Below are 22,271 nucleotides of genomic sequence, written 5' to 3' on the forward strand. Positions count from 1 at the left end.
ACATTAGAGCTCCGAAAGTTGCGGCTGCCGGCGCAGCATCCGAAGCAACGTCGGCCCGTAAAGGATGGCAAGGACCAACACGTAGATCGCCGCGCCTGCGGCGACATGTGCTGCCAGCAAGACATGGTTGGGCGCTTCGGGCAGTTGCGTCAGCAGTACCGCCATGGCCCCAGTTGCGAGGACGATGCGGGCGAGATGCGCCCAGGGCAGGGTCAGGCCGAATTTCGAAAAACCGATGATGAAACTGACCAGCGCTGCGGCAATGGCGGACAGCACTGTCGCGCCGGCCGCGCCGACAAGTCCCCAATAGTGGATACAGATGAAGCTCGCCACGATCGTCACCAGTGCGTCGATGCTTGAGACGACGATCATCAGCTGGGTCTTGCTGTGCAGGAGAAACACCTGATCGCCGAAATGGGCGCGGATGTTGCGGATCGAACCGGCCAGGGCCGAGAGAGGCAGAATTGCCAGCGTCACCTGTTGAAACGGCGTGGCGATCAGTAGGTGCACGATCTCGGCCCGTAGCAGGAAGATGCCCGCAATGCTCGGCGCCAGAATGCCGATGAGCAGTGCACTGTTGTCGGCAAGTTGGCGCATTGCGGCTTTGCTGCCACCTTGCTCCATGCTCTTGACCGCCAGCGGGAAAGCCGCTGCCGTCACCAGCATCGCAGCCACTGCCGCGGCGCGCTGGCCCAGACCATAACCGACGGCAAAAAGACCAGCGGCGGCGACGCCGAGCATGTCGTTGACGATAAAGCGCGACGCATTGAGGCCGACCCAGCCCAGCGCACCGCCGATGATCAGCGGAATGCCGTAGCTCACCGCATGGCGAATGATCTCGCGATCGATCGGCCACAGGCGGCGGCTGTAGCCGATGTGGGGCAGGACGACCAAAGCGGCAAAGAGCTGCGCGGCGGCATAGCCCAGCAGCGGCCATTCCGGTGACGGGCCGATCAGCTTGATGAGTACCAGCCCGAGAATGAAGCCAATCGACGGCCCGACGATCTGTTGGATCGAGTAGATGCCGATCTGGTGCCGGACCCGGGCGCGTTCGGCGATATAGAGATTGAGCGAGCGGCTGATGACATAAGCGACGGTCGCGCCGAGCAGCGCGGGGTTGGTGTCAGTCGCGATCACCGTATAGAGCACACCGATCACGGCGGCGCTCTGCAGCACCAGCGAAACAAGAATGACGACATTCTCGGTACGATAGAATCGTTCGGCCTGTTCGCCATCCTGATAGCGGCCGAAGAAGCGCAGCGCATATTGCGACCACCAGGCCAAGAATGCGATCTGCAGCAGTTCATGCGTTGCCGTGATCAGCGTGATTACACCCAGCGTATGCTCGTTGACCACATGGGTCCACACGATCATCGCGACCAGCTGGAACATTGGTCCGACGATCTGGGCGGGAAGATAAAGGATCGTGCGCTTCAGCAGCATGGTCAGGCTCCGAGCCAGCGGGCTGCGCGCGGCGGCGCCCATCGTTGCACGGCGAGCAACGCGACAAGGCTCAAGGCGACGGTGATGGCATACATCAGAAATGTCCCCGCAACCGGGCCGAACTGGCGCAGTCCGCCATGATCGCGCAAGGCCATGACAATGAAAATATGCCAGAGATAGATGAAGTAGCTGCCGGACCCGAGCATGGCCAGGACCGGCGCGCGGATGCCGAGTGCGAGCAACAGGACGCAGAGCGCCGCCGCATAGCCGAAGAACGCCATCGAATCATAATCGGCGGCGTCGCCGATCTTGAGCAGTCTCGCTGCCACATAGATCACATAGGCCAGCAGTGCCGCCGCGGTCAGCGTCAGGCGCATCCGTGGAAGGGCCAGCCGCGCCGTCGATCCGGCGACCAGCATTCCCAGCGCCACGAAGCTGAACCAGAACGGGATATCACGCATGCGCACTTCCTCGATCAGCCCTTCGGACAGCCCGCGCTGTATCAGCAGGGGATCGACATAGCTGCCGATAATCAGTCCGAAGACGAGGGCGAGCATCAGGACGAGGCGCAGTCGCTCATTGGCTTGGGTCGGCACACGATGGGCAAACCATAGGGTCAGCCAGAGCATGAGCGTACAGCCGAGATAGACGAAGACATAATAATACACGAACACGTAAGCGAGCACGAAACGGGCAGCCGTTGTCGTTGGGCGGTGATCCATCGCCGGGTTCTGCAGCGCCATGTAGAGATAGGCCGCAGCGAAAGCGATGGCGTAGGGGATCAATGCGGCCATGACGCGCTTGCCGAGTGGAACGCGGCCCAACAGAGCGGTCAGATAGCCGGATGCGAACAGGAAGATCGGCACACAGGGGCGCAGAGCCGCATCGAGCATGGTCTTCCACGATGCATCGAGCGGTTGCTGCAGCGAATGGATGCCGATCACCATCAGAATGGCGAGGCCGCGCATGCTGTCGATGGCCACGTCCCGGCTGGCCGTCCTCGTTTGAGCCAGCGGCCGCGCCGTTCCGGACATTATCTGCGTTGCATTGACCATCAGTTCACGTCTGCCTTGGCACCGTCGCCGCGGCAATTCGCGTGCTGAAATGGCGATCATAAGCCTCATTGAGCGCGCGCCGCATGGGCGTCTCGAAATAGCGCAGGGACAGAATGCTGGCGGCGGCAAGAACGGCGATGGCCAGCGGCACCAGGGCGAGCTTGCCGCCGGGAATGACGGGGGCAAGGAAGCGTGCCGCCAGCGTGAGGACGACGGTCGCGACTGGAATATGCAGCATGTAAGAGGAATAGGTCAGCGACGACCAGCGCTCAAAGCCAAGGCGCGAGAACAGGGTGGTCTGGCTGGAGAGGTCGTGATGGATGGCGAGTGCAGCGATGAGATAGATGACTGCGAGCGCTGCCATGATCGGAAGCTGCGCGCCGAAGATGAGGAACAGGACGAGGGCCGCGGTCAGCAGGCCCGGCATCGCCGGAAGCCGCGCAATCCGGTCGCGAAACAGCCAGCACGCGATGCCGAGATTGAAGGCAGGCAAGGCGCGGAAGGCGCCGCCCCTATTGATCCAGTCCGGCCAGGGCTCGGTGCCCATGGCAACGGCATAGATGCTGTTGGCCAGCAGCGGCAGCGCAACGAGGACCACAATCACCGTCCTGCTCCGCGCGATCGTCAGCACCATCAGCGGAAACAGCACGTAGCAGAAGAACTCAGCCGACAGCGACCAGCTCGGAAAATTGAAGGTCAACCGGTCGCCATCGATGGCGTGCAGCAGCAGGAACTGCGCCGGAAGATCGGAGAAGGGATAGCGCGCCGGGTTGTCGGTCTTGGCGATGCCGGCATGAAGCGCCAGTGCGATCACGATATAGAAAGCCAGCGTTGCCAGATGCAGCGGATAGATCCGCGCGAGGCGCCGCCACAGGAAGCGGCCGACCGCGGCGGGTGAGCCAACTTTCGCCAGATACTGGCTGGCAATGACGAAGCCGGAGATGACGAAGAACAGGTCGACGAACAGATTGAAGTGCCAGGTGTGGTCCACCATGAAGCGACCAATTGGCAGTTCCTTGATGTAATCCGAATAGTGCAGGATCACGACGGCGCTGGCCGCAACGATGCGCAGCCCGTCCAGATGTCGTGTGCTGGTGTCGATATCCTGCAAGAAGCCATATCCCTGTTGAATGGACCAAGCGCGGCCCCGATCCGGCATGGGTGCCGGCGTCACGGTCCTAATGCGCGGCGTTGGGCTTCGCCGCCGAACGATGGCCGGCCAGCTGCCCGCCAGCGAGTTCGGCGATCAGGTCGATGACGATGTCGTGGTCGCTCGCTGCCAGCGCGTTCCAGCGCGCGAGGTTCTCGGTCGCTGCCGCAACATACCGCCTGCGCCACTGAGAAGCCGCGATAGCCCCGCCGATCTGCGACGCTGCGGTGCCGTGGTCCGACGGATCGATGAAGATGCCGGATGTGCCCAGAACTTCATGGAAGACGGGCGCATTCGGCGCCACGATCGGCAGGCCGGCATATTGGGCTTCGAGCAGCGGAAGGCCGAGGCCTTCGTCATGCGAGGTGCACAGGAAAATATCGGCCTCATTGAGAATGCGCGTCACGTTCTCGGACGACTGGTAGCCATGCAAGGTCACGCACGACATGCGTTCCAGTGTCTTCCAGTCATCGCCCCAGCCTTTGCGGCCAACGATGTCGAGGGTGGCGCCGGGAAAACCGTGCTGGCGCAATTCACGTACGATATTGGCCGCGGCGATGAAGTTCTTGCGTGGCTCTACGGTGCCGAGCGCCACGACGCGCAGCGGCGACGTCTCGGGCTCGCGCTCGGCGCGCTCGGCGGATTCCAGCTTGAACACGTTGCGCACCGGCGGGCGATACAGCGTGATCTCGGCGTCCGGGCGACAATGCTCGGCCAGCTTGCGCTGGGTGTCGCGCGAATTGGTCAGGAAGCGCGGATAGTTCTTCAGCGCGATCTTGAAAGGCGTCGCCATATAGAGTCGCGCACGTGCATTGAGATCGGCCTGTCGCGTCAGCAGGAAGTCGTCGTGCATATAGGGCAGCACGCGTGAGGAAAACATCCGCAGCAGCGGGCTTGGCGGAAAACCGGGGCACAGCAGGAACGACGAGGGAGACGCCAGGCGCATCGGCAGACCGAAAGTCTGCGTCGCCACCATCTGGCCGGTGCCGCGCGAGGTGATGGGCACGACATCGAGCGGCGCCAGCGCCTGCTGCGAAAACAGCTCCAGTGTGATCCGTTCGAGCCCGGTCACATGGCGTCCGAGATGGGTGTGATCGACATAGATAGTCATGCAAACTCCTGATCCCGGGGGACGGCGCGGACATGCGGAGCCGCCATCGGCGGTCGCTGATGGACATGGCGGGGTGGCGCCACGGCCGGCGCGCGTTCGCGCGGCAACAGCAGCGCGATGAGCAGGACGAGCTGCGCCAGCTGGATGTTCTTCGACGAGAAGCTCACCGAGCTTGCAGCAATCATCAGGATCAGCAGCAAGATGGCGAAGGCTGCGCGGTCCGACCGGCGCAGCAGTTCGATGAAGAAGCAGGTCAGGCCCAGCGTGATCAGGATGGTGTGGATCAGGCCAAATTGCACGATGCAGGACACCCAGAAGTTCTCAATGCCATAATTCAAACCGAGCTGCGACTGCAGCGCGTTCACGCGAACCGGATTGGGTCCGAGGATCAGTTCGCTCCACTGGAAATGATTGAGCATGTCGAAGGTCGCAAAGCGAGCCAGGGCGCTGCCTTTATCCGATGAGAAGCGCAGCAGCATCTTGTCGAAGATGCCGAGATAGAGCGCAGCAAACACGACGCCTGCCGCCGCAAAAAGAAAGCAGATTGCGCCGACGGCGAACAGCAGCGGCACGCGCTTGCCGCGGATCAGCCGGATGGTCTCAAGCAGACCGAGGCAAGCCAACACGAGCAATACCGTCATCAGCGCGGTGCGGCCGCCGAAGGCCATCAGCGAGCCCAGACTGAAGGCGATCAATGGCACGCGGATCATGATCGGCGGGCAGATGGCCGGTCGCAGCACCAGCGCCATGATATAGGCGCCGACGATGCCCGAGGCCGTCAGCGGATGGCCGAGGAGCGCAGCCGAGCGCCATTCACCGACCACCAGCACGCTGCCGAGTGTCAGCGGAATGATGCGATGGCCGGAAAAATATTCATAATAACCAATCAGGATGTTGAGCAGCAGCGTCGCATGGATGGCCCAGACCAGCGGCCGCCGCTGCGCCGGCGTGAGCCGCCAAATCAGCAGGCACAGCAGGACCGGCAGCAGGAACGTGTCGATGATGACCGTGAACGGGCGTTCCAGCACGAACATCTGGATCAGCAGGACAAACCAGCAGAACAGATGCACCAGCAAAAGCTTGGCGTCCGTGAAGGCACGGTTGATCTCACCAATCGGGTCACCGTCGCGCATCAGCAGCAAAAGCGTCGCGATGAATGTCGCATAGGTGCCGGGATGCAATTTCTCGAGAAAATTGCCGCCGGGTGTCAGATAGTGAATCTTGAGATTAGTCAGAACGCCGCCCGACAGTGTGAAAATCGCGACGATGGCGCCCAGCAGCACGCTGACGATCATCAAATTGATGAGCTGGGCCGTATTGACGATCTGGCGTCGTTGCGGAACGCGCGCACGCAGGCCCGCCGCGGCGAGGGCGCCGTTGCGATGCAGCCTGAGCGGCGCGGTCCGGGCCAATGTCAACGCGCAGCTCCCGCACTGGCGGCGGCGACGCCATAGGGCTTCAGATAGGCCGAGCTGCGGTAATAGTCATAGAAGCGGATCTTGCTGAGATCGACCTGGGTCAGCACGGTGCCGAGAATGCGATCATGCACCGGAGCCAGCAGCTCCATCGTGTGGGCGACGACTTCGCGCGGTGTCTGATTCCAGGCCATGGCCAGCAAAATTCGGTCGGCGAGTTCGGCCAGCGCGCGGCCGTCGACCAGCGGAATCAGCGGCGGCGAGTCGATGATGATCAGTTCATAATGCGACTTCAGGCGGTCGAGGATTTCGACGATCTGCTCGGAGAACATCAACTCGGTGATGGCATCGACGTCCTTGATGGCAGGCGAGGGCAGGATCGAGAGGCCGGTGCTGCGATCGAGCAGGATGGCGCGCTCCAGCGACACTTCGCCGGTCGCCACCTGCAGCAGGCCGGCATCGGCATTGGGGCTGACGGCGCGGGTCAGGCCGGGATTGCGCAGATCGCCGTCGATGAGCAGCGTCTTGATGCCCAGCGTGGCGAAGGACAGTGCGAGATTGCCGGCGAAGGTTGTCTTGCCTTCACTTTCGAGGCCCGATGTCACCAGCACGACCTTGACCGTGTCGATCTTGCGCGCACGCTGAATCGCCAGACGCACCGCGCGAATCGCTTCGGCGAAGAATGTGCCGGGCTCCTCGATGGCATAGCGCATCAGTGGTGGCTGCAATGCAGCCGGCAGCAGCCGCATGGTGCGCGGATCGTAATTGCCGAGTTCGGTGCGGCCGCGTTTGGCACGCCCGGCGAGTTCGCGACTGCTGATCGAGGGTAGAGCGGCCAGCGCGGGAACGCCCGATATCTCTTCGGCCTGTTCCAGTGTCTTGATCCGCCCGTCGAGATAGTCGGTCAGGAATGCCAGCACCGTGCCGCCGCCGAGGCCGAGCAGGATGGCAAAGCCTAGAATAAGCATGGTCTTCGGCGCGGAGGGCTTGAGCGGGATGCTGGCAAAGCTGACGATGCGGGAGTCCGGCATCTCCAGGCTTTCCTGCGCCGTCGTCTCCTTCGAGCGCGCCAGATATGACTCATAGAGCGTGCGGTTGGCCTCGGCCTCGCGCTGCAGCTCATGCAGCCGGACCACGGCCTGACCGGACGTGCTGGACACGCCCTGCAGCTTGTCGAAACTGTCCTGCAGCGACGCCTCGCGCGATTTCGCAACGTCATAATCATGCGCCGTGCCCTGCACGATGCGCCCGATTTCCTCGTTGATCAGCCGCTGCGTGTCCTTGAGCTGCGCCCGCACATTGGCGACCTGCGGATGCCGCGGACCATATTTGCTGGTCAGGTCGGCTTCGTTCTTGGCGATATCGGCATATTGCGCGCGCAGCTTGGTCACCATCTCCGAGGAGACGGCGGCATTGAGCCCGCCGGCATCGCCGCCGGTTTTCGCCAATTGTTGCACCTGATCGAACTTGGCACGCGCCTCGGCGGTCTGCACCCGGGCAGCAATCAGCTTGCTGTTGAGATCGGTGATCTGCTGGTCGTTGACCGTCACGCCCTGCGAGACCGCGAGGTTATTGGCGGAACGATAGTCCGCGACGGCCTGTTCGGAGGTGACGACGCGGTTCTTCAGCGCATCGATCTGGCCGCCGAGCCATTTGGCTGCGATGCGCGTCGCGTCGAATTTGGCGCGGACCTGTTCCTCGAAATAGGCGTCAGCCACCGCATTGGCGATGGTCGCGGCTTTCTGCGGCGATTCCGAGCTGACGGCGATATCGACCAGGAATGTCGTGCCTTGTCGTGTCACCTTCATGCGGCGCTGGAGCAGATATATAGAGTATGCACGCGCGGCGTCTTCGGGGCTCACGCCATCGACCGGGCTGCTGCTGCGGAACAGATTGCGGATCGGATCGAGCAGGCCGGGCTTTGGCATGAACTCGAGATCCTGCGTCAGCTTCAACTTGTCGACCACGCGCTGCAGGATCGTGAGCGACTGGATCAGCAGCGTCTGGCTTTCGATGGTCGCATCGTCCGTGCCGAAATTGGTCAGCACCGATTGATTGGTTTCGACCACATTGGCGCGCCGGGGATCGACCAGTACGGTGGAGTTCGCAGTATAGAGTGTGGTCGCCGTCGCCACATAAGCGAGGGCGATACCACCGAGCACGGCGGCGGGCAGCACGACCGCGCGCCAGCGCCGGCGCAGGATGCGCGCCATTTCCCGGAGATCGACGGTCGGCGCCTGCCAACCGGCAACGGCGGTCGGAACCGGTTCCGGTGCCGCCGGATAAGGCTGATCAAAATTGCGCTGTAACATTGAGCCCTACCTGGTGTTTGTCGTAACTGAAGGTGGGTATATCGCTGTCGCGCGATGTGTAGCGGTGATAGGCCGAGATCGCGCTGAAGCGGTTCATCAAATACTTCACGCTGGCATTGGTCGTGGTCACGCGGTCCTTGCGGGCCTGGCCGAAGAAGCGATCGATCTCATAGGCGCCCGCCAGCGACAGGATGACGTTGCGACGCAGCTCGTAGTCGACGCCGACCTGCACGGCATTGGCCAACACGCCGGTCGAGCTGGTATCGGATGTCTGTGTGACCAGTTGTTCGGCCTTGACGTGGATGTCCATCAATCGCGTCGGGCTCCATGTGAGCTTGGCGCGATAGGACGGTCCGTCGACGGTACCGATCAGAGGATTGTCGAAGCGCTGCTCGACATAGCCGCCGCCGAACTCGCCGCGGAGCAGATTGCCGAAACCGACGGTCAAGCCGGACAACGCGCGATAGCCGGTGGAGTCCAGCGTCTGGCCGGGTACGCCGCGGATGTTGCGCTGGTTGCCTTCGACGCCGCCGAACCAGCCGAGCACAGGCGAGAACGCATAATCGACGCGGCCGTGAAGCGCATAGATCTGGCCGTCGCGGCTGCTCTGGTCGATCAGACTGCCATCCTGCGCGCGCGCCGTGCCGTAATCGTACGAGTCGACGCGTGCGCCGATCGATGTCGCCAGCCGGTTGAATTCCTTGCGGACGGTCAGGTCGCCGGACATCAGATTGTATGGAGTCGGTGTCACGGCATTGGAAGGCGAACTCAGCGAACCCACACCCTCATTGAGATGCGCGATCTGGAAACTGCCCAGCACGACCATATCGTTGGCGATATCGATCCAGCCGGCGCCCTTCAGGCTCACATCGGTCTGGTCGAGGCTTGAATTTTCGTTATAGGCCGTGGTTCGTGAATTGAGCTTGATGTCGATGCCGTGTCGTTCCCACAGCGTGTGCGCACGCAGGCTGGGTTCGATCACCGCTGCAACGTCGCCGCGCTTCTGGGTGTTCGAGGCAAACACATTGCTGTCATAGAGCGCGCCCGTCATCAGCGACGGGTTAAACATCCAGGATCCCTGGCGGATGCCGACGGGTTCATAACCAGGTTGCTGTCGTTTTTTTACTGGCATGTCCTCTGGCGCTACTGCTTCGCGGTTATCCCGGTCGACCAGATCGGGCAGCGCGGACGGTTCGAAAATCCGTTGCGCATTCCAGGGCGGCGCGAGCTCGTCGCTGGTTGCCGGGATCGCCTGAGCATTGGCGGGTGATGCAATACCAAGCAGAATCGCCGTGACCGGCCATGGCGCGATACGGAGAGCGCGGCGCGTGACGGGAATCGGCCGCAGCCCCTCCGGTCCTTCGCCGATCGCATCCGATCCTGCTGATACAAACGTACATTTCATCACTCATCCCTTGCGAAGGACATGCATTCCTCCGCTATCGAATTGTCGTCGAGACTTGATTGCCGCTTAGAAATTCATCCCGGCGCTTACAAACTCAGCAAGCCCGTGATGAATGTCGCGCCCCCACTAGCGCACTCAACACTCGTCTGATGAAACGCCCTTCTCTTTGCTGCCCACAATGCGAAGTACGAAGTAAAGTTCGTCGCACTGCACAAGAATACGCACCGCAAAAAGTCGAGACTATGGCGACGCGCGACATGAAGGCGCGCATCGGTCACTACACATCAGACAAAATCGAAAATGATGAGTTCAGAAGTATCGTTCTGGGACACGCACATTGTCGCCGGGAAATACCAGGACTGGCGAATCGAGCGCATAGATCTCTTCGACCGTTGAGCCCGATCGCCGCAAATACACTTTGTTCTCATTGGCGCGATAGGTGAATCCACCGGCAGTTGCGACGGCGTCCATCACGGTCAGGCCCATGCGATAAGGGTATTCGCCGCTCTTCTTCACTTCGCCGAGGATATAGAAGGGGCGATACAGCGCGATTTCCACATTCACGCGTGGGTCTCGCACGATTCCCTTGGCCAACGCGGAGGAGATGCCCTTCTCTAATTGCCGTGTGGTCAGTCCAGCGGCCTTCACGTGGCCCGCAAGGGGAATCGATACAAATCCGTTGCTGTCGACTTCATATTCACCGGTGATATCAGCTTCGCCATAGACCTTCAGACGAATCCTGTCAGTTGGTCCAAGAAGATAGGTGCCTGACGGCGAAGCCGCAGAAACCCGCTGGTCCTGTGCGAGCGAGATCGACGGAGCGACGCCAGCAAAGAAAAATGAAAGCACCGGTACTATCAAAATGCCGGCGCATCGGTTCGTTCGCAACATGGTAGACCCCCAACACAACATCAATGTGATCATCTGCATCAATTCGATGACAATTGATGCAGACGACAATTGCGCGAGAGTGTCCGGCAAAAAACGGCGAAAGAATGTGGCGTACTCAGAGAGTGCGCAGATTGCGTACTAATGTCTTCTTAGAGAACCAGAATCTCTGTGCCTTCGATGGCAATGCACGTGAGGATGCCGCTGCGCCACGCACCTGTGTCAATATTCACACGGTTATCTCTAATATCTGCATGGGGAACCGGTGTGTGTCCGTGCACCACATAGACGCCATGATCGCGCTTGGAATCCAAAAACTCGTCCCTGATCCACATCAGATCATGTGGATCTTGAGATGACAGCGGTACATTGGGACGAATGCCCGCGTGAACGAACAAAAAGTCGCCGCATCTGATATTGTTCCGCAGGCAACGCAAGAAAGCGTCATGCGCCGGAGGGAATGCGGCATGAAAGGCTTTCTGCACGTCGCGCGCCGTTGCGGTGCGCGATGGAGAAACGCCATAGGACGCGAGAGTCTGAAGTCCGCCCAGTTGGCGCCAGTGCTCAAGCACGCTGGCATCCTCCAGGAAGTCTTCCATGATGGCTTCGTGATTGCCGCGTAGGCAGATTGCATGGTTGTGCACCATGCGGACTGCCAGCAAATCGATCACACCTTTCGAATCCGCGCCACGATCGATGTAATCGCCGATATAGACTTCCGCCGCATAGGTGATCGGGCGACGTCGGATGTCCTCATCGATGCGCGCGATGGTTTCCTGCAGCAGGTCGGCGCGTCCGTGAATGTCACCGATGGCATAGATACGCGTATCGGGCGGCAGTGCCGCCTTGTTCGAATCTGACCTGGAGAGGGAGCGCGGCATTTCGCGCAAGCTACGATCAGGGAACCGTCGCGGTCAAATTCAATCGACCGCGCAACGCCTTGGGACTCATAAAGCTTTGGGGATAGCGATGAGCTCAGAAGAAAATGATGCGAACGGCGACGATCACAGCGACCCAGACGGCCGCATTGATAAGAAGAAGTCTGTTTCGCAGTTTGCGGCCGGATGCGTTGTGCACATCGCTGGCAGAACTGTCCACAGGGCTGGAGATCGCGGCCTTATCCACGGCAATCGCGCGCGGGGGAAATGAAATGTCCCCTGTAGTCATCTGAGGTGTTCGTCGAGCGACCATGGCGATGCCGAAATATCTGGCGGAGTGAGCAGTCTCAGTGCGCAACATAAAGGGCGCGCTTTAGTATCGAGTGAAAAATCAAGCTCGAATCGATTGCCGCTTGGTGGCTATTTGTTAATTGCGAAGATCATGCACCCGATCTCGAAGCGACGCGATGCAATTCATCGATCTGCGTCGTGTAATTATTTTGCATGGCTGCTGTGAGCGTGATGCAGCGCAATAGACCCACAAAACGATCTAAGCGCTTCCGTGCACAACGAATTTTGCGCGCCGCACAATTATATCAATATTGCGACTGCGTAATGTTACACGCCAATACCGTTTTGCCGCCCTAATTCGTTCGCACAGTTAAGAAATCTTCAGTGATGAAGGTTCTTGCTGATCGACGTAGATGGTTTCGCAATTGCGAATGTTCGTCGAAGGGAAGGGTTCTGAATTCGCATGCCTGCCACATAGGCATGTTTCTGTTCGATTATCGCGCACCAAAGTTCCAGCAGGGAGCGAGAGCATGGCCTCTACAGTTTCAGTTGGTTTTGATCGCAACAAGGTGACGCCGCTCTGGAAGGAGCGGCAGTTCATTTCAGTGCGGCCGGTCGAGTTTGCCGGCCACGGGTCCTATCGCAACAGCGCCTATCGCAGCCGCCGGACGAACCAGGTTGCCCGGTGCGAGCCGTCGGAGTCGATTGCCAAGCGATTGTTCGACATTGCGGCCGCGGGCTCAGCCCTGCTGTTTCTCGCGCCGCTGCTGATCACCATCGCAATCATTATCAAGGCGACCTCGCCGGGACCGGTGTTCTTCACCCAGTATCGCTACGGCTACCGCAACCGCTTCTTCAAGATCTACAAATTCCGCTCGATGCGCACCGATGCCGGCGACAAGCGCGGCATTCAGCAGACGGTCGAAGGCGACGCCCGGGTGACGCGGATCGGCAAGCTGCTGCGCAAGACCAGCCTCGACGAAATTCCGCAGCTTATCAACGTGCTCAAGGGCGATATGTCTCTGGTTGGGCCGCGGCCCCATGTACCGGGCATGCTGGCCGCCAACGTGCTCTATGAAGATCTCGTGCCGTATTACTTTACGCGTCACAGCGCACGGCCCGGCATCACCGGTCTGGCCCAGGTGAGCGGCTGCCGGGGCAGCACCGTGGAGGCGCCACGGGCGATCTCGCGCATCGATTACGACCTCGAATATATCGAGAAATGGTCGATGCGTATGGACATCATGATCATTGTGCAAACCGTCCGGCGCGAATTCCTCTCCGGTAATGCCTTCTGATGCCCCCGACCGATTGAGCGGCGGCATCGATCACACCACACATTGCAGACATTGCGCTGGCGGACCTCCGTCCGGCGCCTGGAATTGTTTTGCCTTGAAACCAGCCTCGAACGAAGGGTGACAGCCATGACGGCGACGCAACGGACCAAGCAGCTCCTGAAAGACGCTTTCCCGTCGATGTATTTGCGCTGGCGCTTCCTGAAGCGTCCCAAATCGGCGGAGCGTGAACTGGCCTATCTCGACAAGATCGTGCCGCAGGGGGCTGTCACGGTGGATGTCGGCGCCAATTGCGGTCTCTACACCCAGCAACTGGCGCGGCTGTCCGGTCAGGTCCATGCATTCGAGCCGTCGCATGAGATGGCCGATCTGCTTCGGCGCACCTCCGCGTCCAATGTCCGCATCCATGAAGTGGCCCTCTCGGATCATGAAGGCGATGCCGAGCTTTACACACCGCAAGGCGAGGATGGCCTTGTTTACGGGCGGGCATCGCTCGAACAACAATATGAGCCGTCGGTGAAGCAACTGATCACGACGCATGTTCCATTGGCGCGTCTCGATGGTGTCGTGCGCGAGGACGTGTCCTTCGTGAAGGTGGACGTCGAGGGGCACGAGTTGAGCGTCTTGCATGGCGCCGTCGGCCTGATCGACCGGTGCCAGCCAGTCTTCCTTGTCGAGGCAGAGGATCGCCACCGTGCCGAGGCGACGCGCTCGGTGTTCGACTTCTTTCGCGACAAATCCTATCGCGGCTTTTTCCTCCAGGACGACGAGGTGATCTCCATCGATCATTTCAACGCCGGGGAAATGCAGGACGCCGATGCGCTGCTGCCCAATGGTGGCCGTAAACCCGGGCAAGCTTACGTCAACAACTTCTTTTTCTTTCCGCAGCATCTCGACGGCGAGTTGATCCTCAACAGCTGAGGCGCATGCGGAATTCTCGGGGGATGTCCGGGTCGTTCTGACCGCGGACTGTTTATAAGACAGGACATGCAATGCGAATTGCCATGATTGGCGCTGGCTATGTGGGGCTCGTGTCGGGGGCATGCTTTTCGGACTTCGGCCATCACGTCACCTGCGTCGATACGGATCAGGGAAAGATCGATGCGCTGAACAACGGTGAGATTCCGATCCATGAGCCTGGTCTCGATGCGCTGGTCGCGAGCAATGCCAAGCAGGGACGGCTGAAATTCGTCACCGATGTCACATCTGCTGTCGGTGCGGCCGAGGTGGTGTTCATCGCCGTCGGTACGCCATCGCGGCGTGGTGACGGCCATGCAGATCTGTCTTATGTTTATGCAGCGGCGCGCGAGATCGCGAAGGCCATCAAAAAGTTCACCGTGGTGGTCAACAAGTCGACGGTGCCGGTCGGTTCCGGCGACGAGGTCGAGCGCATCATTCGCGAAGAGAACCCGGATGCCGAATTCGCGGTAGTCTCGAATCCGGAATTTCTGCGCGAAGGCGCGGCTATCAGAGACTTCAAACATCCCGACCGTATCGTGATCGGTTCCAGCGATCAGCGCGCCAAGGATGTCATGGCGGAAGTCTACCGGCCGCTGCACCTCAACTCGTCGCCGATCATGTATACGGATCGCCGCACGGCCGAACTGACCAAATACGCCGCCAACTCGTTCCTGGCGACCAAGGTGGCCTTCATCAATGAGATCGCCGATCTCGCCGAGAAGGTCGGTGCCAATGTGCAGGAAGTCGCGCGGGGCATCGGCCTCGACAACCGGATCGGCCTGAAATTCCTGCACGCCGGACCGGGCTATGGCGGCTCGTGTTTTCCGAAGGACACGCTGGCACTGATCAAAACGGGCCAGGATTACGAAGCGCCGCTGCGCATCGTCGAGACCGTGGTTGCCGTCAACGACCAGCGCAAGCGCGCCATGGCACGCAAGGTGGCGCATGCCTTCGGCGGCAATCTGCGCGGCAAGTCCATCGCCATTCTCGGTGTGACCTTCAAGCCGAATACCGACGACATGCGCGACGCGCCGTCGATTCCGTTGATCACGGCGCTGCAGGATATGGGCGCCGAGGTGCGGGTCTACGATCCCGTTGGCATGGAGCAGGCGAAGAAGGTGTTCGAAAACGTCACCTTTTGCGAGGGGCCCTATGAATGCGCCCGCGGGTGTCACGCCATGGTCATCGTCACCGAATGGGAGCAGTTCCGCGCGCTCGATCTGAAGGAGATGGCGGCGATCATGGCCTGTCCGGTGATCATCGATCTCCGCAACATCTATTCGCCGGATGAAGTGACGCGGAACGGATTTCTCTATAGCGGCGTCGGGCGGCCGCAAGCAGTGGTTTACTAGCTCGCGCATCTGCGCAGATAAGGGGAGGCGCGCAGTGTTTTACTGTGTCGCTTCCTCCGTCGTGCCGGGCGCAGTCGCATGTTCGCTTCGCGGCGTCGTGGAGGCGTCGTTATAGCTTTCGGTCTGATAGATCGATTCCAGGTCGCTGCCGCCGAGATACCAGCTTCCAAGGAAATATGTGGCGCCGATGATGGCTGCGGCCATCACGAGGCCGCGGCCGACGGAGAAGACGATATCGGCCTTCGTGACTTTATGCGGAGCGATCTTGTCCATGAAGGCGTCCCTATGGGGCATGCCGCTATCCTGCAACGGCGTGGTCCAGTTGGTGCTCAGGAATTCGAGCGCAAGCAACAGCGCAATCAATCCCGTACAGTGTAGCGCTATCGACCTGACATGTCTGCTGGAAATGCCGAGATCGTCGCGTAGCAGAGAACCGATCGAATAAGCGAATAATGCGGCGCTCAGACCGCAGATCGCAGAATCACAATCACTTTCGGCATCCGCCCCATTCGCAAACATCGCCAATGCGGCTCATTTGTTCAACCGTCACAATTGCAACAATTCAACCCCGAATGTCGGAATACCGAACACAGGCGCGTGAGCACGAGCTTTCTCCCGTGGAACCTGAGGATGACGACAGAGTGACGATGCGTTGCTGGATTACCGAGGTTATGATCGCACTATGAGACAAACTACATTTATACTGGCACTTACCGCCGTGATCGCGTCCCCGATCTATGCGAACGAAATCGATCAGATGGCGAACAATCTGGAAACAAGCTGTTCGAACCACTTTCGCAAGCGGCCGAACAAACCTTCGAGCGATTCCAAAAAGTTCTGCAGCTGTTTTGCCGGAACCTTCACATCGACCATCTCGCTGCGGGAACTCGATGCCGCAAATGGGGTGGTAACATCGGAAATTCAGGAACAATTCGAGCGCGCTGCGGAGTTCTGCGGCCGCGATGTTGCGCCGTCCGTCGCGCAAGCGGGCAGGGCATGGATCATGGAATCCAACTGACCGACGAATCCCGGCGATCATTGTCGGCTGTTACCCTGACTCACTGTCGCCTCATTTGACCGCAAGTCTTTGCTCGTCGGCAGAGTGGGACACATCTTGCGCCGGCATTTGGGGACTGCTCATTGACTGACTCTCGTTTCAAGGCGCAAGTGGCGTCTCGCATGCCTATGCTCCGATTCAAGGAGTCGAAGCTCAGGCAGAAGGTCGGTTCCGCCGTCGAGGCGGTTTCGATCGCATGCGCCCATGTTCTTGCTATCGCGGCCCTGGTGATCATCGGCGGTCTTGTCATCTATGTGAGATAATCGTCGTGCGTACTATTTTACTTGGACTGTTCCTGACGGCCGTCGCCCAGCCGTGTTTCGCGCAAAAATTTCTCTCCTTCGAACCTTTGATGATGGATCCGTATGCGACCGTGTTCGTCGACAACGGTTCGTGTTCGGCGGGCAAGGTGCTGAAGGTGCAAGGTGCGCCGAACAACCAGCGTCGCAAGAAGAGCTGTGTGCCGATCAGCGATGTGCGGCCAGGTGTCGTCAAGGGCAAATAGCCAAGGCCACCGCAACGGCGCTTACGTCGTTGCCTGCTGCATCGCCGGCCGGCCAGCGCCATAGCGTAGATGGTGTCGCATGGATGGATGCGGCGCGTATGCGACGTGGCTTCTGCGAAATCCGTGCCCAAATGGGCAGCAAAGGCAGAAAATGCGGGCTTAGTTCGTCGAAAATGCCCGCATTCGCGCGGACACCCTGACAAGCGGGAACAGCGTTGCTATGGTCGCGCGTACCGGCCGCGACGTGCCGGATTCCGAATCGAGATGGATCAGTTCAGGTGACATTTGAGCCTTCCGCGCGTCCGGGTGCAATGCAGGGCGGACTCGCGGCATCGTATATAAACATGACGGATGATGAGGCCGTCGATCTCGCCCGCGAGCGTTTTGGCATCGAAGGCCGTCCGACGCGCTTTGCAACCGAGAAGGACGACACCTTCCGGATCGCGCCGGCAAGCGGGCCGCGCTTTATCCTGAAGGTTGCGAACCCCATCGAGGATATCCCCGAGATTGATCTGCAGGTGCAGGTGCTCGATCACGTCGCGGCGCGTGCGCCCGATCTGCCGGTCCCGCGCGTTATTCCGAACGACAAGGGCGAGCGGCATTTCAATTATCTCGATCGCGCCGGCCAGAACCGGCAGGTGCGGATGATGTCCTATCTCGAAGGCCAGCCCCTGAGTGAGGTGCCGTCCACGGAGTCGGGACGGGCCGAGATCGGCAAATTGCTGGCGCGACTCCGTCTCGCACTGGCGGATTTCAGCCATCCGTCAGACTCCCGGGTCGTCGCATGGGACGTCAAGAACCTGCTCACGCTGCGCGACCTGCTGGCGGAAATCACCGATGCCGACCAGCGCCGCAAGGTCGAGGCGGCGCTCGAGCGTTTTGCCGCCATCGAAACCCGGCTCAAACAGTGCCGCATGCAGGTGCTGCACAATGATTTCACCCGCTCCAACATTGTCGTCGATGCGTCGCTGCCGGGTTTCGTCAGCGGCATCATCGATTTCGGCGACACGGTCCGCACCGCGATTGCCATCGACGCCTCGACAGCGATGCTCAATCAGTTGCCCGTCGCGATGGACGGCGATGTCTTTGCCGATGGCCGCGATCTGCTCAAAGGCTATCTGTCCATCGCCGATCTGACGGCGGAAGAACTGAGCCTCATTCCGCATCTGATCTTCTCGCGTCTGGCGACGCGCCTGCTGCTGTCCACGGCTATGGCCAACCGGGTACCGTCCGTCGCCGCCTATGTCCTGCGCAACAATGAGCAGACCTGGGTGCAGATGGACTGGTTCATCGCCCGCTCGATGGATGAGATCTCCGATCAGTTGATGGACTTCGCCAGATAATCTTTGCCACATCCGACCCTGCTTCCAGAGGAAACAACAACATGACCGCAGTCACCAGCGCCCCGCGCGGCAAGATGGTCAACGGCTTCGACCCCGCCACGGCAACCGGCCTCACCGAAGAGAGCCGCAAGCTCGTCGCGCGACGCAGCGATCTGCTCGGCCCGGCCTATCGGTTGTTCTACAGCAACCCCGTCGAGGTCGCGCGCGCCAAGGGCGTGCTGCTCTATGATTCAGAGGGCAACGAATATCTCGACGCCTATAACAATGTGGTGTCGGTCGGCCACTGCCATCCGCGCGTGGTCGATGCGATCACGCAGCAGGCGCAGACCATCTGCACCCATACGCGCTATATCCAGAAGGGCATTCTCGACTATGCCGAGGATCTGCTCGGCACGTTCGACGGGCCGAAGCGGCATGTGATGTTCACCTGCACCGGCTCGGAAGCCAATGATCTCGCCGTCCGCATGGCCAAGCATCACACCGGCAATCAGGGCATCATCATCACCGAAGAAGCCTATCACGGCAATTCGGAGCTGACTGCGGGCTTCTCGCCGTCGCTCGGGCCGTATTCGCCGCTTGGCACCTATGTGCGTCGCGTGCCCGCACCGGATTCCTATCGCATCGCGCCGGAAAAGATCGGCGCGTGGATGGCCGAGAAGGTGTCCGAGCAGATCGTTGACCTGCAACGCCGCGGCGTCGGTGTCGCCGCCTTCATCGCGGACTCCATGTTCTCGTCCGATGGCATCTTCTCGCACCCGACCGACGTGCTGAAGCCGGTGCTCGATGTCGTGCACAAGGCGGGCGGCGTCTTCATCGCCGATGAAGTGCAGTCCGGCTTCGGCCGCAGCGGTGAAAAGCTCTGGGGCTATCAGCGCCACGGCATCACGCCTGATATCATCACCATGGGCAAGCCGATGGGCAATGGCTACCCCGTTGCTGCCGCCGTGATGCTGCCGGAGATCGTGGAGAAATTCGGCCGCGACAACCGCTACTTCAACACATTCGGTGGCAATACGGTGGCGATGGCGGCCGCGCAGGCGGTGCTGAATGTCATTCGCGACGAGAAGCTGGTCGAGAATTCGCTCCGGGTCGGCAAGGTCCTGCGCGACGGCTTCCATGCACTGGCGAAGAAATACGAGCAGATCGGGGACGTCCGCGGCTCCGGCCTCTATGTCGGCGTTGAACTCGTGAAGGATCGCAGCACCAAGGAGCCGGATGCCGCCGCGGCATCTGCCGTGGTCAATGGCCTGCGCGCGCGCCGCGTGCTGATCTCGGCGACGGGCCCTCATGCCAATGTGCTGAAGGTTCGTCCGCCGCTGGTCTTCACCGAGGCAAATGCCGACCGGCTGCTGACCGAGGCCGAAGCCGTGATGGCATCGCTCTGAGATGACACGGATTGATGCCATCGCGCGGGTCAACGCGCAGTTCACGTCGGGGGATTTCCTCGCCACGCTCGATCGCATGGTGGGCTACAAGACCGAGAGCCAGAGCGACAAGCGCGCCGACGATCTGCGCGCCTATCTCGAGCAGGAACTGACGCCGACTTTCACGGCGCTCGGCTTTACGACTGACATCATCCCGTCGCCATCGGGGCGCGGGCCCCATCTGCTCGCGACCTATCATGAGAGCGACGATCTGCCGACCGTGCTGATGTATGGCCATGGCGATGTGGTCCCCGGCATGGAAGGCGAATGGCGCGACGGGCTCGATCCGTGGCGCTGCACGAGTGTTGGCGAGCGCGTCTATGGCCGCGGCACCGCCGACAACAAGGGCCAGCACGCCATCAACATCGCCGCACTTCGCGCCGTGCATGAAGCGCGCGGCGGCAAGCTTGGCTTCAATGCGAAGTTCATCATTGAGATGGGCGAGGAGATCGGCTCGCCGGATCTGCCCAAGGTCTGCGAAGCCCACCGCGATGCATTGAAGGCCGATCTGTTTCTGGCCTCCGACGGGCCGCGGCTCTCGGCCGAGCGGCCGACGATCTTTCTCGGCTGCCGTGGTGGCCGCCGCATCCATCTCGATATCGAATTGCGCGACGGCGCGCATCATTCCGGCAACTGGGGCGGGCTGCTCGCTAATCCCGCGACGATCCTCGCTTCGGCGATAGCGACGTTGGTCGACAGGAACGGCCGCATCCTGCTCGACGCACTGAAGCCGCCGCGCATTTCCAACCAGGTCCGTGCGGCTCTGGCGGATGTGATCGTCGCGCCGACCGCCGATGAACCTGCGCTCTCCGAGAATTGGGGTGAGGACGGACTATCGCCGGCGGAGCGGCTCTATGCCTGGAATACGCTGGAAGTGCTGGCGATCAATGCCGGCAATATCAACAATCCCGCCAATGCCATTCCCGGCAAGGCCGGCGCGGTGCTGCAGCTTCGCTTCGTCGTCGGCACCGACATCGAGAATGTCGTACCGGCAATCGAGAAACACCTTGCCGCAAACGGTTTTGCCGACATCAAGGTGAGCCAGTCGCAGTATTTTTCGGCCTCGCGCACCGATATCGACAATCCATGGGTGGGCTGGGCCGTCGAATCCGTTCGCAATACCACGGGTAGCGCGCCGGCGCTGCTGCCGAATTTCGGTGGCTCGCTGCCGAATGACGTGTTCACGGATATTCTCGGCCTGCCCACCGTGTGGGTGCCGCATTCCTATCCCGGCTGCTCGCAGCACGCGCCCGATGAACACATTCTTCTTCCGGTGACGGAACAGGCGCTGAACATCATGGCGGGGTTGTTCTGGGATTTGGGTGAGGCGCCGGTGCGGACGTAATCGTTGCTATAGTAACGATGAGCAATGGTGCTCGTGCTTTACGCTGTCATGGCCGGGCTTGACCCGGCCATCCATCTTTCGCACCCGTCATCTTCAAAAAGATGGATCCCCGGGTCAAGCCCGGGGATGACGAGGAGGGGGCAGTGCGCCCTCTCAATCCTTCACAAACGCCAGCAACACGCCATTGCCCTTGCTCGGCGGCACGACGACGCCGACATCGCTGCGGCTGCCGGCTGATCCAACGGCCTTCTCGGCCGCTGCAATATCAGCCACGCCGAACACCAGCGAAATGCCGCCACGCTCGGGAATGCCGGCCAGCGATGCGCCGGGGAAGTGCTTCGCGAGCACGTCCTTGGTGACGAATACAAAGTCCGCGCGGTCGCCGCCTGACGGCACGACGACAGTGCCATCGGCTTCGCTGCGCGCAGCGCCGTCGATCAGCTTCGCCATATGCTGTGCGTCCTTCTCCGGCTCCGGCGTGACGATGAACACCTTCTTCAGGCGCTTGGCCGTATTGGCATGCACCTGCAGCTCCGGAATCCAGACGGTCTCGCGGGTCTTGTGCTGGCAGGCGAAGATGCGGAGGCCGCCGGGGGCTTCCTCATAGGGCCACTGATAGGTGGCGAATTTCGCCGCGCTCAGACTACCGTCCGGCATCGTCACCGGGCGTTCGAAATCGGTCGGGCCGATCGGCGTATAGCCGCGTGCGCGGATTTCCTCGGCGCCCACGGCGGCGTCGGTGGTGGTGAAGGCGATGCGCTCGATGCCGTCGCCGCGCTTGGCGAGAAACGCCCGCGTCGGCGCGTTGTGTTCGGTCTCGTTGAGCACGCCCAGCAGCTCCACATAGTCCGGGCCGAGCATCATGGTGTAATTGCCGGAGCCCATCTTGGCGCTGTGGGTGCCGCGCGGCGACACCGTAAAGCCGAGGCTCTTCCAGTTCGCGGCGGCGGCGTCGAGGTCCTTGACGACGACCACGGCGTGGTCGATTCCAACGATGTTTTTCAGCGTCACGTGCTCATTACCTTGCAATGGATCAGGCGCG

At 60.8% G+C, this 22,271-nt stretch carries 20 protein-coding genes; 9 read left to right on the forward strand and 11 right to left on the reverse strand.

The genetic code is table 11. The features are described 5' to 3' along the window. Positions 1-3: 3 nt before the first annotated feature. The 9 genes from AB8B02_RS03570 to AB8B02_RS03610 all read right to left on the reverse strand — a co-directional run bounded on the left by AB8B02_RS03570 (position 4) and on the right by AB8B02_RS03610 (position 11,660). The gene (locus AB8B02_RS03570; RefSeq protein ID WP_439063132.1) at positions 4-1,443 is read right to left on the reverse strand and encodes an oligosaccharide flippase family protein; all 1,440 of its coding nucleotides are present in this window, start codon (positions 1,441-1,443) and stop codon (positions 4-6) included. 2 nt (positions 1,444-1,445) lie between these two features. Beyond that, on the reverse strand, positions 1,446-2,426 hold the full coding sequence (locus AB8B02_RS03575) for an acyltransferase family protein (RefSeq protein ID WP_439063133.1): 981 nt from the start codon (positions 2,424-2,426) through the stop codon (positions 1,446-1,448). Positions 2,427-2,502: 76 nt separating this feature from the next. After that, positions 2,503-3,609 carry an acyltransferase family protein gene (locus tag AB8B02_RS03580; RefSeq protein ID WP_439063134.1) on the reverse strand — a complete coding sequence of 369 codons (1,107 nt, stop codon included), beginning with the start codon at positions 3,607-3,609 and terminating at the stop codon, positions 2,503-2,505. A 67-nt stretch (positions 3,610-3,676) separates the two neighbouring features. Continuing rightward, positions 3,677-4,759: a glycosyltransferase family 4 protein gene (locus AB8B02_RS03585; protein ID WP_439063135.1), complete on the reverse strand. Its 1,083-nt coding sequence runs from the start codon at positions 4,757-4,759 to the stop codon at positions 3,677-3,679. Further along, positions 4,756-6,177, reverse strand: a complete 1,422-nt coding sequence (locus AB8B02_RS03590; protein WP_439063136.1) for a VpsF family polysaccharide biosynthesis protein — start codon at positions 6,175-6,177, stop codon at positions 4,756-4,758. The genes AB8B02_RS03585 and AB8B02_RS03590 overlap by 4 nt, the downstream gene beginning before the upstream one ends. After that, positions 6,174-8,486 carry a GumC family protein gene (locus AB8B02_RS03595; RefSeq protein WP_120288781.1) on the reverse strand — a complete coding sequence of 771 codons (2,313 nt, stop codon included), beginning with the start codon at positions 8,484-8,486 and terminating at the stop codon, positions 6,174-6,176. The genes AB8B02_RS03590 and AB8B02_RS03595 overlap by 4 nt, the downstream gene beginning before the upstream one ends. After that, the gene (locus tag AB8B02_RS03600) at positions 8,467-9,891 is read right to left on the reverse strand and encodes an outer membrane beta-barrel protein (protein WP_175366891.1); all 1,425 of its coding nucleotides are present in this window, start codon (positions 9,889-9,891) and stop codon (positions 8,467-8,469) included. The genes AB8B02_RS03595 and AB8B02_RS03600 overlap by 20 nt, the downstream gene beginning before the upstream one ends. Positions 9,892-10,200: 309 nt before the next feature. Next, positions 10,201-10,815: a polysaccharide biosynthesis/export family protein gene (locus AB8B02_RS03605; RefSeq protein ID WP_439063137.1), complete on the reverse strand. Its 615-nt coding sequence runs from the start codon at positions 10,813-10,815 to the stop codon at positions 10,201-10,203. Positions 10,816-10,931: 116 nt separating this feature from the next. Then, a complete protein-coding gene (locus AB8B02_RS03610; protein WP_315844356.1) occupies positions 10,932-11,660 on the reverse strand; it encodes a metallophosphoesterase family protein in 729 nt (242 codons plus the stop codon). Positions 11,661-12,478: 818 nt separating this feature from the next. On the opposite strand from AB8B02_RS03610, the gene AB8B02_RS03615 reads away from it, so the two are divergent. From AB8B02_RS03615 to AB8B02_RS03625, 3 genes are all read left to right on the forward strand, one after another. Then, positions 12,479-13,246 (forward strand): sugar transferase, encoded by a 768-nt coding sequence (locus AB8B02_RS03615; protein WP_068738572.1) that lies wholly within the window; start codon positions 12,479-12,481, stop codon positions 13,244-13,246. A 126-nt stretch (positions 13,247-13,372) separates the two neighbouring features. Then, positions 13,373-14,164, forward strand: a complete 792-nt coding sequence (locus AB8B02_RS03620; RefSeq protein ID WP_089268058.1) for an FkbM family methyltransferase — start codon at positions 13,373-13,375, stop codon at positions 14,162-14,164. Positions 14,165-14,235: 71 nt separating this feature from the next. After that, positions 14,236-15,555: a UDP-glucose dehydrogenase family protein gene (locus AB8B02_RS03625; RefSeq protein ID WP_439063138.1), complete on the forward strand. Its 1,320-nt coding sequence runs from the start codon at positions 14,236-14,238 to the stop codon at positions 15,553-15,555. Between the two features lie 39 nt (positions 15,556-15,594). On the opposite strand, the gene AB8B02_RS03630 is transcribed toward AB8B02_RS03625, so the two are convergent. Further along, the gene (locus AB8B02_RS03630; protein WP_139285856.1) at positions 15,595-15,849 is read right to left on the reverse strand and encodes a hypothetical protein; all 255 of its coding nucleotides are present in this window, start codon (positions 15,847-15,849) and stop codon (positions 15,595-15,597) included. A gap of 463 nt (positions 15,850-16,312) precedes the next feature. Here AB8B02_RS03630 and AB8B02_RS03635 point away from each other — a divergent pair, with 463 nt between their 5' ends. The 6 genes from AB8B02_RS03635 to AB8B02_RS03660 all read left to right on the forward strand — a co-directional run bounded on the left by AB8B02_RS03635 (position 16,313) and on the right by AB8B02_RS03660 (position 21,229). Continuing rightward, the gene (locus tag AB8B02_RS03635) at positions 16,313-16,573 is read left to right on the forward strand and encodes a hypothetical protein (protein ID WP_141137206.1); all 261 of its coding nucleotides are present in this window, start codon (positions 16,313-16,315) and stop codon (positions 16,571-16,573) included. A gap of 161 nt (positions 16,574-16,734) precedes the next feature. Next, the gene (locus AB8B02_RS03640) at positions 16,735-16,875 is read left to right on the forward strand and encodes a hypothetical protein (RefSeq protein ID WP_158596770.1); all 141 of its coding nucleotides are present in this window, start codon (positions 16,735-16,737) and stop codon (positions 16,873-16,875) included. A 5-nt stretch (positions 16,876-16,880) separates the two neighbouring features. Beyond that, a complete protein-coding gene (locus AB8B02_RS03645; protein ID WP_231077788.1) occupies positions 16,881-17,117 on the forward strand; it encodes a DUF6719 family protein in 237 nt (78 codons plus the stop codon). Between the two features lie 344 nt (positions 17,118-17,461). Next, entirely contained in the window at positions 17,462-18,460 is a 999-nt protein-coding gene (locus AB8B02_RS03650; protein ID WP_439063139.1) for a phosphotransferase, read from the forward strand. Positions 18,461-18,501: 41 nt separating this feature from the next. Continuing rightward, positions 18,502-19,845, forward strand: coding sequence for an aspartate aminotransferase family protein (locus AB8B02_RS03655; protein ID WP_231077786.1), 1,344 nt, complete (start codon positions 18,502-18,504; stop codon positions 19,843-19,845). Between the two features lies 1 nt (position 19,846). Next, complete coding sequence (locus AB8B02_RS03660) at positions 19,847-21,229, forward strand: M20 family metallopeptidase (RefSeq protein ID WP_439063140.1); 1,383 nt, start codon at positions 19,847-19,849, stop codon at positions 21,227-21,229. Between the two features lie 153 nt (positions 21,230-21,382). Here AB8B02_RS03660 and AB8B02_RS03665 read toward each other — a convergent pair whose 3' ends face one another. Then, positions 21,383-22,240, reverse strand: a complete 858-nt coding sequence (locus tag AB8B02_RS03665) for a VOC family protein (protein WP_439063141.1) — start codon at positions 22,238-22,240, stop codon at positions 21,383-21,385. Between the last annotated feature and the right edge of the window lie 31 nt (positions 22,241-22,271).

This window comes from Tardiphaga sp. 862_B3_N4_1 (genome assembly GCF_051811085.1).
GTDB classification, from domain to species: Bacteria; Pseudomonadota; Alphaproteobacteria; order Rhizobiales; family Xanthobacteraceae; genus Tardiphaga; species Tardiphaga robiniae.